Here is a 16,938-nt window from a genome sequence, read left to right as displayed (position 1 = left end):
GGGATAGAACTATCACTTCTGCGAATGTGTATATATGATATTTGAGGTTAGGCCTTCAAACCCGGCAGCCATATTATCAAAACGGACAATACTAAAATTTCCAAAGCCACAATCACCAAAACCATCGCAGTTGATTCTGCCCATTACACCGTCAAAATCTGTGGTGCTGTGCAATGCCTCACGCAAGGCGTGGCGGCCAATATGTAACGTTCCGTTTGACTCCTGTATCGCCACCTTTTCAATGGCGTTTAAAAGGATATTCGTGGCATCATAAGCAAAACCAAAGTTGTGTTTTGCAGGCAACTCATCATAGTGTGCTTCATAGTCGGAGATTAATTCTTTAAATGCAGGGCTTTGAGGAGCAAGCTTAGCAATAAAGTACATACCTGTAGCAGCGGTATCAACAGATCTAATAAAATCGTCACGAAACAAGGGGTCACCAGCCAGGAATTTTAGAGATTGTAACCCTTCTATTTCCACGGACTGCTGGACGATAAAATTACCTTCCGGCTGGAACAGAGGCAAGAAGAGAAGTTCCGCACCAGATAACGCAACAGCGGTCAGCACTGGCCGCATGTTTTGATCACCCTTATTTACAGAAGCAGCCAGGACAATCTCACCACCCAGCTTGGTAAATGCTCGTTTCAGTGCACTTGCATGGTTGGTGGTATAGAGATCACCATCACTGATGGTGGCGACTTTAGCCACCCCCAGTTCTTTAAAAATAAATGCTGCTAATGCCTGTATCTCCATTTCATCACTCGGCATGACTCGAAAATAGCCAGGTTGTGAGTTAGCACCTCTTTTCCCAGCAATCGCTGTTAAAGAAGGAGCAGTATTAAGGCCAGAAACCATGACCATACCAGCATCAGATATGATCTTCCCTGCTGTAATGGCAGCTCCAGAGCAGGTTGTTCCGAGGGTTGCCACAATCCGGGGGTCGGCAACGATTGTCATGGCTCCAATAATCCCCCCTTCAGATGTGCATCGTTCGTCTTCAATCTGCAACTCAATTGGATGGCCGAGTATTTGCTTGTTGCTTCCTGCCAGGGCAAGTTCAATACCCCGGATTTGATCCATGCCAACAGAAGCCATAGTGCCGCTTAGGCTCTGCAGTACTCCTAGCCTGACAGGTTCGCTGGAAGCGATATTTACACAACCTATGACATCGTTACAAACAAAAGGGGGGTCTTCTGTCTTGCAGGATGAAAGTAAAATGGTGCAGCATATTATGAGGGAGAATAACCAAAGTGGATTTTTAGTCATTTGTAAAATATTTCCTTTTACTATCATGAATAAGATGGCTATCAATCATCTTCGTAACAATAGAGTATCAAAAAAACTACTACAGAGCCAATTAAACCGCCAAAGGATAATTCTTTCCAGCACATAGTTGCTAGATTTTTTCTTCCCATTCCATGTCAAAGCTCCTACTTTCACACCCCTCAGTGATAGTTTTAGCTACCACTGCCCCCCCATTCTCTACTCATTGATAAGCATCCCACTCCCCTTATTGTTGTAAGTATAAACAAACCGGAGACCACAAGGAAAACAATGCTATGAAATACATAATACATCTACTTATCCTCATCTTTTTGACAGGCTGTTCTGCTATAAATGTTGAGCAGTACAGTTCGAACAGTCCTAAACTCGACCTGTTTAGCTACTTCCTTGGTGAAACCAAAGGCTACGGAATAGTCCAGGACAGAAAAGGTACACTGACCCGCCAGTTCACAGTGGACATAGTGGGTACAGTGCTTGCAGATGGGAGCTTGAAACTCTATGAAAAATTTGACTGGAGCGATGGGGAAAAGTCAACCAGGACCTGGATAATCAGTAGAGAAAACGATCATCTCTATTCCGGATCAGCCGAAGATGTATCTGGCCCTGCAGACGGTGTCGCATACGGCAATGTACTCAACTGGCAGTACCTACTCAACCTTACGGTGGATGATACCACTTGGAAAATCAAATTTGACGACTGGATGTTTCTTGTGACAGACAAGGTACTGATCAACAGGGCAAAGATGTCAAAGTTCGGTCTAACAGTTGGAGAAGTAACAATAGTTTTCCAGAAATAACTCAAATGTCGGTGGCTACAATGATCAATACATTAATGGGATTAACACTACTTTTTACTCTGCTCTACTCAACTGCTTACAGTAACAATGTTGAAAACATGGAATTGCACGGTAAAGGAGAAGCATACTACCTGAAATTTATAAAAGTGTACGATGCAGCCTTGTACACTGAACTGGCCGCCAATGAGGATGAGATTACACAGGGGATGGTTTCAAAATGTCTACTGCTCCAATATGAGGTTTCCCTCAAACAAAACGATTTTATCAAGGCTGCCAATACGGTTCTTGAGAGACAATTTACTCCAGAACAGCTGGAAACTGTACAAGATGAGATCGATCAGCTCCATGCAGGTTATGTCGATGTGGAAGATGGAGATCAATACACGCTCTGCTACGACAGTGAAAAAAGTAGCACCACGCTCTCGCACAACGGCAAAGAAGTTGTTAGGATAATATCACAGCCATTTGCAAAAGTATATTTCAGCATTTGGCTTGGAAATGATTCTCCTCTTGATGACACCTTACGGGATAAGTTACTCGCTCGAAACGGATAACACCCCACAAGGGGGGAGGTATAAGTGCCTTGGATGTCAAAGTAGGGTCTAGTTTCAAATAACGCCCGAATCTCTTGTTTTTTCTGAAATTTCTCATGAAGAAAGCGATAATTAGCAATTTCACGGAGAGTATTCAGTATGAAAAAATTCCTCGCAATGTATCAGGATTTAAGTTCTGAGAACCTTCATCTACTCCAGGATGTATACAGCTCTGACATACGATTTATGGATCCTGCCCATGAGATTAATGGCCTGGATAGGCTGACCGAATATTTCTCAGCCCTCTACCAAAATGTCATTTCCATCCACTTTGACTTCAAAGACATCGTAGAACATGAGAACTGTTGCTACCTCCAATGGGACATGAACTTTCGCCACAAAAGTCTTGCAGGTGGAAAAACTATTCTCGTAAGCGGCACAACATTTCTGCAAATGAATAACGATCACAAGGTTTACTTTCACCGGGACTATTTTGATCTCGGAGAAATGCTCTACGAACATATTCCCCTACTTGGACGTTTTGTGACCACTATAAAAGGGAGGCTTGGAAAATGAATATTCTTATAACCGGCGCAACCTCAGGTATCGGAAAACAAGTAGCCCTCGATTATCTGGATGAAGGGCACCAGGTATGGGCAGTTGGCAGGAATGAAAATTCTCTGCAGGAGTTACAAGATTTAGGGATGCAAACAGGTCAACTCGACCTGACAGACAGAGACCAGAGCCTTCAATGGTTTACAAATTTAGACCACATAGACCTTGCCATACTCAATGCGGGAAACTGTGAATATATCGACCTTCCCGAATTTGACAGCGCTTCTGTCCAGCGTGTTATGCGCGCCAATATTGATTCTCTGGCGATTTCCATTGAAGGAGTGTTGCCACTGTTACGCAAAAACAGCAATGGACGCCTGGCCATAGTCGGCAGCTCGGCGGCCTATGTGCCTCTGCCTAGAGCTGAAGCCTATGGTGCCTCTAAAGCTGCGGTGGCCTATATGGCAAACAGCCTACGAATTGACCTGAAAAAAGAAGGTATTCCGGTAAGCCTTATCTGTCCTGGCTTTGTAAAAACGCCCCTTACAGACCTCAATGATTTTGATATGCCCTTTCGGGTCTCAACCAAAGAGGCAAGTAGAGCTATTCGGGATGGTCTTGCAAAAGGCAGATCAGAGATACATTTCCCGAAACGGTTCACCTTAATTATGAAATTTTTATCATGGCTTCCAACTCCTGTTTGGACACAACTTGCTCAAAAAATGGTGAAATGATGACACGACAACGTATTGCAATAATAGGCAGCGGTATTGCAGGACTCACCTGTGCACACCACCTGGCAACTGAACACGATTTGACCATCTTTGAGGCTGAAGACTATGTGGGTGGACACACCCATACAGTTCAGGTTGAAAAGCAAGGTGAGATATCTGATATCGACACAGGATTTATTGTATTTAACGACCGTACTTATCCGGAATTCATCAAGATGATGGATAGCATTGGTGTCAACTACCAACCAACTGAAATGAGCTTTTCAGTACGAAATGACGCTGCAGATCTTGAGTATAACGGTAACACCATAAATAGTCTTTTCGCCCAGCGAAAGAACATAGTCCGACCAGGTTTTCTTCGCATGGTGCGTGATATTGTTCGCTTTAACAAAGAGGTTCTAAGAGCTGCTGACGACGAGCAACTGACCATAGGGGATTTTCTGGCAACCAGAAAATATTCGGTTTTCTTTAGAGACAATTATCTCCTCCCCATGATTTCAGCAATCTGGTCCATGGGACTAGAAAGCTGTAAAGACTTTCCACTACAGTTCTTTGTACGATTTTTTGACAATCATGGCTTGCTCAACATTATCAACAGACCCCAGTGGTATACTATTATTGGTGGATCAAGCAGCTATATTAAACCACTGACAGCTCCTTTCAAAGACAGGATCAGAGTCAGCACCCCCGTTATCCGTGTGGAAAGAGACGATGCTGGAGTCCAGATAGTCACCACGTCAGAAACTGAACGTTTTGACCAGGTTATTTTTGCCTGCCATGGCAATCAGGCGCTGTCACTGCTGGCCGCTCCAACCTCCACAGAAGAGGAGATACTACAACCATTTAAAACGTCGAGTAATTCGGTTGTCTTGCATACCGATACCGCTTTGCTGCCCAAACGGCGACTCGGCTGGGCAAGCTGGAACTATAATATGGTGGACAGTGCCAAGGAACAGACTACGCTTACGTACAATATGAATATTCTCCAGAGACTATCAAAACAACACACCTATCTGGTAACCCTCAATCAAGAGATTGCAAAGGAACATATCTTAAAAGAGTTCAACTACCACCACCCCATATTCTCCCTTGAGGCTATAGAAGCCCAGACAAAATGGGAGAATATATCAGGTAAAAACCGGAGTCACTATTGCGGCGCATACTGGTTTAACGGTTTTCATGAAGATGGTGTAAAAAGTGGGCTGCGGGTTAAAAATGCAATAGAGGAAATGTTATGAAACCTGCACTCTATATAGGCACCATAGCCCATAAACGAAACATACCTGTGGAACACAATTTCCAATATCCATTTTTCATGTGGTATTTAAACCTGGATGAACTTGACAGGCTTCCATCGGTTGGCAGATGGTTCTCCGCAAAAAAGTGGGCAATGAGTCGATTCCATCGCCCTGATTATTTTGGTCATCCTGAAACACCACTTGCCGATGCTATCAGAATACGCATGGAGGAGTTAACAGGAAAACCTGTAACAGGTCAGGTGTGCGGTCTCTTAAATATGCGAACCCTTGGGGTCTATTTTAGTCCGGTAAACTTTTATTACGGCTATGACGACCAGGGTGACTTCAGCCATTTTCTTGCAGAAGTTTCCAACATCCCATGGAATGAGCGACACCAATACGCCCACTATGTAGGTGACGGCCTACTCACTCCAAATCATCCCAAGGAATTTCATGTCTCCCCGTTTAACAACGAGAATCAACACTACAGCTGGACCCTCAGAAAGCCCGGTGCAGATGTATCAGTGCAACTTGATGTAAATGATGAACGTGGACACATATTTACAGCAGCACTTGGTCTTAAAAGACACCCTCTCAATCTGCAATCCATACGATCAAGAATCCTCAGAAAACCGGCGATGACAATGTCGATTGTGGCTGGAATTTATTGGCAGGCATTTAATCTATTTAGAAAAGGTGTTCCTTACATTACGTATAATAAGGAGACAGTATGAACAGTATAACCAACGCTCAAACCTACGCTACCAAATCTAAAACCAGCCTCCCGGCGAGCTGGCTGACGAGTCTATTGTTCAACATGCTTGAAAAACTTGTTCATGGTCAGATCGTCATTGAGGAAGGAAACAATACGAGAACCTTCGGAAGTGACAGTTCTCTTCAGGCACACGTTACGATCAACGATAACCGCGCCTACCGCAAGATACTGTTTGGTGGCTCAATTGGAGCTGGAGAAGCATACATTGATAAATTATGGGATGTAGACAATCTTACAGCCCTTGTGCGTATCATGGTCTTGAACATGTCGCTGCTCGACCGGATGGAGCGCGGACTGGCATGGCTGACCCGCCCTGTTGATTTAGCCAAGCACCTGTTAAATTCCAATAACAAGCATGGTTCCAGACGTAATATTCTTGCCCACTACGATCTGGGCAATGATATGTACCGTTCATTTCTTGACCCTACAATGATGTATTCCTCTGCAATATATCCGGACTGTGAAAGTACTCTTGAGGAGGCCCAACAAAATAAGCTTGATATCATCTGTAAAAAACTTGATCTCAAACCAACCGATACGGTTGTAGAGATTGGTTCTGGCTGGGGTGGATTTGCAATACACGCTGCTACACACTACGGCTGCCATGTGACCACCACCACCATTTCCGATGCTCAATATGCAGAAGCCAGTAAACGAATAGAAGCTCTTGGGCTTACTGACAAAATAACACTCGTGCAAAAAGATTACCGAGAACTGACCGGCCGCTTTGATAAACTCGTCAGTATCGAAATGATTGAGGCTGTTGGCCATAAGTATCTGCCTGATTTTTTCAAGCAGTGTGAGAGTCTGTTAAAGCCCGATGGACAAATGCTCATTCAGGCCATCACAATCGCAGACCAGAAGTATGCGCAATACGCACGCTCCGTTGACTTTATCCAGCGGTATATTTTCCCGGGCGGCTGTGTACCATCCAATGCCAGAATGCTTGGGGTTATCGCTGAAAAAACTGATATGGTAGTTCGGCAAATTGACGATTTTGGCTTTGACTATGCTCGTACCATTAACGATTGGCGTAAGCGGTTCAGCAACAGCTACGAACAACTGCTGCAAAAAGGCTATGACGAGACGTTCAAAAGACTCTGGGAATTTTATCTCTGCTATTGTGAGGGTGGTTTTCTTGAGCGCTCAATAAGTGTTGTCCATGTAGTTGCAACACGTCCCGGAAACCGAAGGACAATTGAGCGATGAAACTCATAGCCAATGCACTTGCCTACCAGGCTGTCTGGTTTTCAGCAATCCTCTGGGGTAACTCGGGTGCTGTCGCCGGTTGCCTCATCATACTTATCCTACTGGCAATCTCAGAAAACCGTGGAAACGATTTGAAGATGATCGGTTTTCTCATGTTTCTTGGCTTGCTTGTGGACGGTACGTTGCAGCAGGTTGGTTTTTTTAGCTTTAGAAGCTCGGGGTTCCCCATTCCATTCTGGCTACTCATAATTTGGCTAGGACTGGCCATGACAATTCACCACAGTCTTGCATGGTTCAAAAACAGACTGCTGCTTGCAGCATTCTTTGGTGCGGTGGGAGGGCCTGCTGCATACTGGGGAGGAACTCGTTTGGGGACCGCATCATTTAACTGGTCTCTTCCTGCATCACTACTTTTATTAGCTCTTATCTGGTCACTCATATTTCCGACAATCATGCTTTTCAGCACCTTGCCCCAGAAAGGCCAAACGGAAGAATAAACACATAACATAATTATCTACATAAGGATCTCATATGAATTTACAGGACTATTTCAAAGGAAAATCGGGATTTGGCGTTATATCAACATCTAATAATCAGGGAGAGGTAAACAGCGCTGTTTATGCAAAACCCCATGTAATTGATAGCAACACCGTAGCTTTTATCATGCGAGACAGACTGACCCATAAGAATGTGAGTGAAAACCCCCACGCAAATTACATGTTCATCGAGCACAATCATGGATTTAATGGGGTTCGGCTGAGCTTGACCATGCTAGAAGAAAGTCAAGACCAGGAGCGGATCCAAGCCATGTCCAGGCGCTCTTCATCCGGAGACAATGATAACACTGAGAGATACCTCGTCACCTTCACTGTCAATAAGGCCCTGATGCTCGTAGGGGGAGAAGAAGCAACATTTTAATAGTTTTGCTTACCATTAAACCATCATTAAACCCCCATTGAATTAGAGATAAACAAGCTTAAATTATCAGGTAAGAAAGCAACAGAGCAGCAGAGAATGGCTCAAGCCACATATCTCACTGCTCAATAGCTGACATGAAGAAATAAACAGCACTCAGAATATAAGAGTTACTACTGATAATAATTGGAGAACGTTATGAAAGGTCAAATTATCTCACAAGAGTTTAATAAGATGGTATTTGTTCAAGACAATAAAGGCACAGAGTACGCCTGTAAGATTGATACGAACCGCGAAGTAAAAAACAAAGAAGATCTCTCCCAACATGAACAAAAAAACTGTATGAATTTAAATACGGTACTGGGTGACAGCTGGTAGAACTGCACGATTAAAATAATAAACACAACATCAGGAATACTATACATACAGTCGGAGGACGTTATGAAAGGTCAAATTATCTCTCAAGAATTTAATAAGATAGTATTTGTTCAAGACAATAAAGGCACAGAGTACGCCTGTAAGATTGATACGAACCGCGATGTGAAAAGCAAAGAAGATCTCTCCCAACATGAACAAAAAAACTGTATGAATTTAAATACAGTACTGGGTGACAGCTGGTAACAATTGCTTTCTCCCCCCACCCCCTTAACACCCTCTGCTGTCTTTTAGTAGGGGGTGTTGTTTTTTATAGCAACTACTTGTATTATTATGTCTCCAGAACAATCAAAAATAACCTCTATTAAAACTGGAGAATAATGAAATTTCTCACACCACTTTCTAGCCTGGCGTTGTGCTCTTTTTTTATGTTACCAACGATTGCACACAGTGAGGACAACGTGCAACAGAGTTCAGCTCGATCCATGGCGGGTTGGTCTAGCGTGATTCGCGGGGGAGCGATTTACCAATTTGACACCGACCTTGATGAGGGAGGAGGTTACAGCAGTGCCAGATACAACATTGAAGTCGGTCAAAACTATGCATGGTCAAGAAATGACACAGCGACCCTTGCAATCAGTTACAGTTTAGACAGTTACGATTTCTCAGATGGTGATCCAGGTGGCATCGCCTTTGGAAATCCCTGGGAAAACATCCACACCTTCTCCATCAGTACGCCTCTTAGAACAAGTGTCGGAGATAACTGGACTGCATTTCTGATCCCATCCTTAAGTTCAACAGGAGAATCCGGAGCAGAATTCAGCGAAACAATTACAGGTGGTGTCCTTACCGGTGTATCATACAGATTTGGTGATCGCTTGACAATAGGGCCAGGAATTGGAGTATTTACTCAATTGGAGGAATCCGCTTCTATTTTTCCGGTACTGATTGTTAACTGGAAAGTAACAGATAAACTCAGCCTTGAAACCGGTAGAGGATTAGCTGCCACACTGGGGCCCGGATTAACACTGAATTACAAAGCGACCCCAAAACTTAAGCTTGGTATTGGGGGCAGATACGAAAAGCTGCGTTTCCGACTTGACAAGGACGGAGCCGTTGCTGGTGGTGTTGGTGAGGATTCATCTATTCCACTCTTTGCCAACTGCACCTACAGTATTAACCGAAAGAGCTCCATCAGCCTCGTTGCGGGCCTTGAATCTGGCGGAGAATTATTGGTCGAAAATAGTAAAGGGAACACAATAATAGAAGAAGACAGTGATTCTGGTGTGTTTACCGGTATCACCTTCAACGCAAGATTTTAAATATCGTCTAACCCTAAAAAGACTGGCCTTATCATAGGCCAGTCTTTTTCATCAATTTTTCTCCGGTAAAACTGTTTCTACACACGAATTATACCACAACTCTGTGTAGTCCATACCACCCACCAAGTTGCAATTTAAAAGCATCACCATGTTCATCTTAATGAAAGAGCAGTAATTTGAATTTGCAGTAACTTATACACCTTTATGCCGGTAGAGAACGGCCCCAAACCTAACCAAAACAAGCCCCCCTGCCTCCGCTTTGACTTTTTGACTAGACCCTAAATCACTCTAGATATGATTTGCATATTATTATTTTTTGTGATGCAATCTAAGGATTAGATCACTATTGAGACAAGGGAACAAAATGCCAAGTAAATCAATCATGGTTGTGGATGATTCATCTACTATCAGGAAAATCATACAGCGTGAACTATCTAAAGCTGATTATGAAGTAATATTAGCAAAAAATGGAGTGGAAGCATTAGCCATACTGCAGTGGGCTGACCCTCTGCCCGATCTCATCTCTGTTGATATTGATATGCCGCACATGAACGGCTTTGAACTATGCGCTAAGCTACGAGCAGGTGGTGATTCTGATGATGAAAAGAAGAGACGTATTGCAGCATTACCAGTAATATTTGTGTCAGCAAATGATAACATTGACAACAGAGAAAAAGCCTATGAGTTAGAAGTCATCGACTTCATTGGCAAACCATTTATTCCGGGAAAAATGGTTAGCACCATTGACAATATACTAAATGCTCGTGAGCAGTTCACTGACATGACGGCTATTGTAATTGAAGACTCTCCTTTTGTACTCCGAATTGTGCGTAACATCCTTTCCAGACATGGTTTAAAAGACATTTTCGAGGCACAAAATGGTGAGCAAGCCCTTGAAATTATCAAAGAGAATAAATTCAACGTTGATATCATCATTACTGATTTCATTATGCCTGGCATGGGTGGAGAGGAGCTGTGCAGAACACTAAGGGGGATTGAGGCATTAGAACAAGTTCCCATATTTTTTATCAGTTCAGTTACTGAAAAAAATACAATTCTTAATTTTTTCAAAGCAGGAGCCAGTGATTACCTTCCTAAACCATTTATTGAAGAAGAATTTCGAGCGCGAATAGTTACACATCTCAGAAACCGTCAATACACCAAGGAGTTAGAAGCACTCAACCTTAAATTTCAATATCAGGCAGAACACGATGCGCTAACAGGCGTTTATAATCGAGGCTATTTTCAAACAGAACTCGCCTCTCGCTTTGCCCACTGTAAATACACTAAAGAGGACCTTGGTTGCATCCTTATAGATCTTGACTATTTCAAAAACGTCAATGATACCCAGGGACATGCCTATGGTGATTTAGTTCTTAGAGAGTTCTCCAAACTATTGCAGAATACCCATCGAGATTCAGACATTTCAGCACGATATGGTGGTGAAGAATTTGTGATACTTCTTTCCGGAGCAGCTTTGGATGAGTGCACAATAATGGCTGAACAACTTCGCAAATCTGCCGAAAGCCTTATTTATAATGATGGTTCAACAGAGCTCCAGGTAACAGTAAGTATAGGGGTGTCATCTCTGCAAAAGCATCAACCCAAAAGTCCTGAGATGCTCTTGTCGATGGCGGATGAAGCGTTGTATAAAGCGAAAGAAAAAGGCAGAAATAGAGTTGAGGTTTTTAAAAAATAGCTGCAATACTCATTTTTGAGTAACTCCCTTTGCACTGCAGCAGTTCATATCTGATCTGAGATCGAGCTTTTAAAATTAAGGCTTACCAGATTTGATAGTTGAAAAAGTACAATCATGGCCATTTGTATTTTTCATTCAAACCAACCACACCTTCGTAGCATTAATCCACGATCACATCATCTCGTTCTTAAGACTGCGTACTCGTATAAATGATGGGAATTTTGGTTTTCCCGAAGCATAAAATCCAGTGTATTTGAAGGTTACGATGGCACCAACTGGTGGAGGGTGAATACGCTGCTCGTCGCTAAACCCAGTGCCAACCTTAAATTGAATAGTCCTGTCAGTTACCAACTCAAGAATAAGAGACCCCATTCGTCCATGATGCTTTCCTTTACCTGGAACATAACCTACAACCACCCCTTCTGCGTCCTTAAAGTTCTTAACCTTCAGTACATCAAGCGAACGACCATTCTTATATTTTGAGCCTTTCCGTATAAGAACAATTCCCTCCCCCCCTCCAGCCTCAATTTCTTTAAGCAGCTGCTGCAGATGCCCCCTGTCTTTCACCGGTTGCTGCTCTATGATAAAGGCATACTTTGAAGGATGCTTTTCAAACCACGATCTCGCTCGTTCTATCCTCTCTTCAATGGATAAGCTGGAATCTTTTGAATCAAAGATACCATAGTGCAATGTGTTCCAGCCCTTATCCTGGCCAGACGTTGCCACAATACCTGAGGTTCGTTCAAAGGTTCCCCTTCCACCCCATATTTCCCCAGAGAGAGGGAAAGGTGGAAAGTTTTCAGTAAAATAGACTGGCACATCCAGTCGATTCCCCTGCTTTGTCAGCATCTCAGTCCCTGTCCATTCCCCTCGTACTCCATCCAGTTTTTCACTCCAGAGCCAATCTTCCCCCACCTCTTTCCCTGTGTAGCTTTTTGGCAGCATGAGATCTTCAGAGAACCGGGAACCATAAAGATCCAGAGTAAAGAGTATTACAAATATAGTAGTCAAAAAGACTACATTTGCGCAGGATCGACATGGAGTGTTGATAGTCTGCATCGGCAACCTCCTCGGACAGCACTATTAAAACTTTTATACTGATTCTTCTAATGGATAACCTGTACAACAAGAAAAAATAACAACCTATCCCTGCTTCTCTCTTTCATTCAACAACATAACCCGCTACTTTGCACACTACTCGTGATATTATTTGTCTAACCATTTGCGTCTTGCCATATTAAATCCTATGAACGAACACAATCTAACTACTACCCAGAAAAATTTTTACGACACATTTTCAAAACTCACCCAAACCGATCAGGAGGTATTAAAATGCCTATCTGTTATTTATCAGAAAATTTCCCGAACGAGGCTCGTCAACTGTCTTAATAAAGCCGGATATAGAGATACTCTGGGGAAAAGATATACAAATAAAAACATCGGGATATATCTCAAAAATCTCGAAGAACATAATTGGATCGAGTTAACTCCCCAGGGAGTTTGTTGCAACGTGGAGATAGTCGAATTAGTCTGCCAGGAGTCTATACGCGAAAACAGTTTCGCAACCCTTGCAACAATTGTCCAAGAGGAGATTCCCCTGCAAGCGCGCTGGGACTCTTCAGTATGGTACAATGATTATAATCAGGGACTCCGTGAACTCAGAATAGCTCTATTTACCGGCAAAACCACTGGTACAATCCTCGACATATACACGTCTATTTGTTCCCAGTTCCCCCATGATACTCAACGTCACTCCCCCATTGACCGTATTTTTTTAAACCCGCTTGATCTGGAAAGGCTGCATTCGCTTCCCATACCGCTTATTTCAGAATTGATCATTCCCAGCATTATCAGTGCTATCATGCTGCTGCAGCCAGCCGATGATTTAATTCAATTTATCAAAGTCTATGCGGACAAAAACCAGATTAGAAGTGATAGTTTCGAGTCAGTCATAGCCCTACATTCCATCTGCAAAGGTAACATAGATTCACTTGTTGACGAAGCAGACAGCTGGATACACTCCTCAAAGATGCTCAGTTATCGTGGTTGGCTCACATTCCTACAAGGCAACACTGACGAATCCCTCAACTGGTACCGACAAGGACTTGAACTTCTTAAAAAAGAAACAGGCAAACGAAAGGTCTATTTTGAGAACATAGCCGGATTTTTTTATAGCGTGGCACTACTTCAGACAGGTGGAAACGACAACTACGAAGAAGCGCTTGACTATATGAAGCGTTTGAAAAAACAGAAAGTAAATTTCATGTCCAACACTATTGCCAGTGACATGGAACAAACACTACTTCTCAGCCTAGGACGCAAAAGCCTGGCCAACAAAACCCTCCACTCTCTCAATCAGCTGACCTTTTACGATTTTTTCTCAGCCCTCATCGGTTTTTTGACCTCTTGCTGGCAGGGAGAAAGACAAAGCGAGAGGGCATTAGATTTTTTAAAAATGGTGCAAGAACGTGCAGAAGAAAACGACTACCACTGGTTCAACAAAGAAACAACAGCAATCCTCCTTGCAAACGATTACTGCGCCGATGTCAACCGCACACTGCATAACAATCTACACACTCTCTGCCCAATTCCAGATCTCCATAACGCAATACAACAACAACCAAAATGGGAAAAGGTACTTGATGCGCTCACCCACCTCAATAGTACCCCAGGAAAATCGAAACCAGAAAACAGGGAACGCTTAATCTGGCTCATTGATTTTGATGACGACTACTACGAATGTGGTATTGCTCCACGACTGCAGAAACTTGGCAAAAACGGCAAATGGACCAAAGGCCGTGCAGTTGCACTTTCTACTCTCAGTAAGAACGTGAACACCCTGACCTATCTAAGCGAACAGGACAAGCATGTCGTAGGGGCCATTCAAAAATCTCGAGAAGCCTCATGGGACTATTATGGAAGCACCAGTAGCTATGATATACTACAGGATCAGGCGTTGCCAGCGCTTGTTGACCACCCGCTTCTTTTTTGGGCACATCACCCGACAACCCAACTGGAGCTGATCCAGGGATCACCTGAACTGCATGTAGAAAAACAGGCAAACAGTTACAAGCTCACCCTCACCCCTGAGATGGATGCGGATGAACCATACCACCTTTTTCAGGAGACACCGTCCCGACTGAAATACATTCCGTTCACCCAGGATTATGTTCGCATATTTGATATCATTGGCGATTCAGTGGAAATCCCTATCAATGCAAAAGATAGAGTTCTTGGAGCACTCTCCCAAGTATCTAAAATACTCACGGTTCATTCAGATATTGGAGGAACATCAACCGATGCCAAAATAGTAGTTGCAGATGCACGCCCCTGTATTCATCTCATCCCCTTTAACGATGGTATTCAGGTTGAGATATTATGCCGTCCATTTTCTAGTGGAGGCTCATATTATCCACCAGGGAGCGGTGGTAAGACTGTGCTCGCAGAAGTGGACGGAGTGCAGCTTCAGACAACACGGGACCTTGATTTAGAGAAAAATAATGCTGGAATGGTCCAGGACCTCTGTCCCACACTCAACCGTGCTGATGGCTACGGTAACGAATGGCTCATTGAAAATCCTGAAACATGTCTTGAACTACTCTGTGAGCTACAGGAACTTGGAGAAACCGCCATAGTCGAATGGCCTAAAGAAGAAAGCCTAAGGGTAACGCCGGTCGCTTCGTTTGCACATTTTTCGTTAGCCATCAAAAAAGACAATGACTGGTTCGGGGCCACAGGAAGCCTGAAGGTTGATGAAAAATTAACAATAGACATGAAAAAGCTACTTGCGCTCACCTTGAATTCGCAAAGTCGTTTTATTCAACTCGATGACGGGAGGTTCCTCGCCTTAAATAAGGCATTCAAAAAACGCATTGAAGAATTACAGGCCTATTCAGTCAACCACAGTGACGGCATCCGTATTAACCCCCTTGCAGCCCATGCACTTGAGGAATTTACTGAAGAAATAGGTAACTGTATCACTGATACGCACTGGAAAAAAAATCTAAAACGGTTTCAAGACATTACCGAGCCAGAACTGCCATCGACCCTACAGGCAACCCTACGTGACTACCAACAGGAAGGATTCAGGTGGCTTGGCAGCCTATCATCGTTGAACATTGGAGCCTGTCTAGCCGATGATATGGGCCTTGGTAAAACTGTTCAAGCACTGGCCGCCATCCTACTGCGGGCTCCGGAAGGACCAACCCTTGTGGTGGCGCCCACTTCGGTTATGATGAATTGGCAGGACGAGACCAACCGGTTTGCACCAACCTTAAATGTTACGTACTTTGGCAACGGAAATAGACAGGAAACCATTGACAGGCTCACTGGGTTTGATCTGGTTATCTGTAGTTATGGTCTTCTCCAGAGTGAGGGGGAGATGCTTGCCGGTGTGGAATGGCAAACCATAGTGCTTGATGAAGCTCAGGCAATAAAGAACATGCAGACCAAAAGATCGCAGTCTGCCATGAAACTCCGTGCAAAATTTAAACTTATCACCACCGGTACGCCGATTGAAAATCATCTTGGGGAGTTATGGAACCTTTTCCGCTTTATCAATCCCGGTCTGTTAGGCTCTTTTGAAAGTTTCAAACGCACATTTGCAAATCCAATCGAAAAGCTCCACGACCGTACTGCAGCACATCATCTCAGAAAACTCATACAGCCGTTCATCCTCCGCAGGTTAAAACACGCCGTATTACAAGAACTCCCATCCCGCACTGAAGTAACCATGCAGGTGGAGATGAGCCAGGAAGAAGCCGCAATGTATGAAGCCCAGAGACAGCAAGCACTGGAAGTCCTTTCTGAGGGACAAGAGGCTGCTGGTGGTCAACAACATCTTAGAGTCCTTGCTGAAATTACTAAACTCCGACGGTTCTGTTGCAATCCTGAACTGGTAGTACCCAATATGGGAATTGCCAGCTCTAAACTGAAGGTATTCACCACCGTTGTGCAAGAATTACTTGCAAACAACCACAAAGCATTAGTGTTTAGTCAGTTTGTTGGCCATCTTACACTTATTCGAAAACGTTTAGACTCACTTGGAATCTCCTACCAGTACCTCGATGGCTCCACCACAGCTCCACAACGTAAAAAACGCGTAAATAAATTCCAGGCAGGTGAAGGTGATCTCTTTTTAATCAGCTTAAAAGCTGGAGGATCCGGTCTCAATCTCACTGCAGCGGATTATGTTATTCATATGGACCCTTGGTGGAATCCGGCTGTGGAAGACCAGGCCTCAGACAGGGCCCACCGTATTGGACAGCAACGGCCGGTGACCATCTACCGTCTGGTCGTCAAAGATTCCATTGAAGAGAAAATAGTGTCCTTACATAAAGAAAAACGAGCCTTGGCAGACAGCTTACTTACAGGTAGTGATATAAGCGGTAAGATGAGCACATCTGAACTATTAAAACTCCTGAGAAGTGAATAATTGTATGACACACTAATGGCCAGCCTCTGTATTTCCAAAGCAAAGGCTGGCCATTTTAATTCTGTACA

16 protein-coding genes are annotated in these 16,938 nt (G+C 43.6%); 14 read left to right on the top strand and 2 right to left on the bottom strand.

Translation table 11 applies throughout. The features are described from left to right. Positions 1 to 12 precede the first annotated feature (12 nt). Positions 13 to 1,266 (bottom strand): branched-chain amino acid ABC transporter substrate-binding protein, encoded by a 1,254-nt coding sequence (locus ACX6CI_RS21820; protein WP_458775758.1) that lies wholly within the window; start codon positions 1,264 to 1,266, stop codon positions 13 to 15. Between the two features lie 293 nt (positions 1,267 to 1,559). On the opposite strand from ACX6CI_RS21820, the gene ACX6CI_RS21815 reads away from it, so the two are divergent. The 13 genes from ACX6CI_RS21815 (at position 1,560) to ACX6CI_RS21755 (ending at position 11,436) form a co-directional block, all read left to right on the top strand. Then, positions 1,560 to 2,081 (top strand): DUF3833 domain-containing protein, encoded by a 522-nt coding sequence (locus tag ACX6CI_RS21815; RefSeq protein ID WP_458775757.1) that lies wholly within the window; start codon positions 1,560 to 1,562, stop codon positions 2,079 to 2,081. A 20-nt stretch (positions 2,082 to 2,101) separates the two neighbouring features. Further along, the gene (locus tag ACX6CI_RS21810; RefSeq protein ID WP_458775756.1) at positions 2,102 to 2,635 is read left to right on the top strand and encodes a chalcone isomerase family protein; all 534 of its coding nucleotides are present in this window, start codon (positions 2,102 to 2,104) and stop codon (positions 2,633 to 2,635) included. A gap of 138 nt (positions 2,636 to 2,773) precedes the next feature. Then, the gene (locus ACX6CI_RS21805) at positions 2,774 to 3,190 is read left to right on the top strand and encodes a nuclear transport factor 2 family protein (protein ID WP_458775755.1); all 417 of its coding nucleotides are present in this window, start codon (positions 2,774 to 2,776) and stop codon (positions 3,188 to 3,190) included. Beyond that, a complete protein-coding gene (locus tag ACX6CI_RS21800) occupies positions 3,187 to 3,903 on the top strand; it encodes an SDR family NAD(P)-dependent oxidoreductase (RefSeq protein WP_458775754.1) in 717 nt (238 codons plus the stop codon). Before ACX6CI_RS21805 ends, ACX6CI_RS21800 begins: the two co-directional genes overlap by 4 nt. Continuing rightward, positions 3,903 to 5,141: an NAD(P)/FAD-dependent oxidoreductase gene (locus ACX6CI_RS21795; protein ID WP_458778503.1), complete on the top strand. Its 1,239-nt coding sequence runs from the start codon at positions 3,903 to 3,905 to the stop codon at positions 5,139 to 5,141. Before ACX6CI_RS21800 ends, ACX6CI_RS21795 begins: the two co-directional genes overlap by 1 nt. Next, a complete protein-coding gene (locus ACX6CI_RS21790) occupies positions 5,138 to 5,875 on the top strand; it encodes a DUF1365 domain-containing protein (RefSeq protein WP_458775753.1) in 738 nt (245 codons plus the stop codon). Before ACX6CI_RS21795 ends, ACX6CI_RS21790 begins: the two co-directional genes overlap by 4 nt. Before the next feature lie 5 nt (positions 5,876 to 5,880). Continuing rightward, entirely contained in the window at positions 5,881 to 7,125 is a 1,245-nt protein-coding gene (locus ACX6CI_RS21785) for a class I SAM-dependent methyltransferase (protein WP_458778502.1), read from the top strand. Continuing rightward, on the top strand, positions 7,122 to 7,622 hold the full coding sequence (locus ACX6CI_RS21780; RefSeq protein WP_458775752.1) for a DUF2878 domain-containing protein: 501 nt from the start codon (positions 7,122 to 7,124) through the stop codon (positions 7,620 to 7,622). Before ACX6CI_RS21785 ends, ACX6CI_RS21780 begins: the two co-directional genes overlap by 4 nt. Positions 7,623 to 7,656: 34 nt before the next feature. Then, on the top strand, positions 7,657 to 8,043 hold the full coding sequence (locus tag ACX6CI_RS21775) for a pyridoxamine 5'-phosphate oxidase family protein (RefSeq protein ID WP_458775751.1): 387 nt from the start codon (positions 7,657 to 7,659) through the stop codon (positions 8,041 to 8,043). Between the two features lie 195 nt (positions 8,044 to 8,238). Continuing rightward, a complete protein-coding gene (locus ACX6CI_RS21770) occupies positions 8,239 to 8,418 on the top strand; it encodes a hypothetical protein (protein WP_458775750.1) in 180 nt (59 codons plus the stop codon). A gap of 63 nt (positions 8,419 to 8,481) precedes the next feature. Continuing rightward, a complete protein-coding gene (locus ACX6CI_RS21765) occupies positions 8,482 to 8,661 on the top strand; it encodes a hypothetical protein (protein WP_458775749.1) in 180 nt (59 codons plus the stop codon). 134 nt (positions 8,662 to 8,795) lie between these two features. After that, the gene (locus ACX6CI_RS21760; protein WP_458775748.1) at positions 8,796 to 9,737 is read left to right on the top strand and encodes a hypothetical protein; all 942 of its coding nucleotides are present in this window, start codon (positions 8,796 to 8,798) and stop codon (positions 9,735 to 9,737) included. Between the two features lie 364 nt (positions 9,738 to 10,101). Next, positions 10,102 to 11,436: a diguanylate cyclase gene (locus ACX6CI_RS21755; RefSeq protein ID WP_458775747.1), complete on the top strand. Its 1,335-nt coding sequence runs from the start codon at positions 10,102 to 10,104 to the stop codon at positions 11,434 to 11,436. Between the two features lie 171 nt (positions 11,437 to 11,607). On the opposite strand, the gene ACX6CI_RS21750 is transcribed toward ACX6CI_RS21755, so the two are convergent. Continuing rightward, positions 11,608 to 12,495 (bottom strand): DNA ligase, encoded by an 888-nt coding sequence (locus ACX6CI_RS21750; protein ID WP_458775746.1) that lies wholly within the window; start codon positions 12,493 to 12,495, stop codon positions 11,608 to 11,610. 451 nt (positions 12,496 to 12,946) lie between these two features. Here ACX6CI_RS21750 and ACX6CI_RS21745 point away from each other — a divergent pair, with 451 nt between their 5' ends. Further along, positions 12,947 to 16,870: a DEAD/DEAH box helicase gene (locus ACX6CI_RS21745; RefSeq protein WP_458775745.1), complete on the top strand. Its 3,924-nt coding sequence runs from the start codon at positions 12,947 to 12,949 to the stop codon at positions 16,868 to 16,870. Positions 16,871 to 16,938: the final 68 nt, after the last annotated feature.

It is taken from the genome of Desulforhopalus glucosivorans, assembly GCF_054397165.1.
This window is presented reverse-complemented; position numbering and strand designations above follow the sequence as displayed.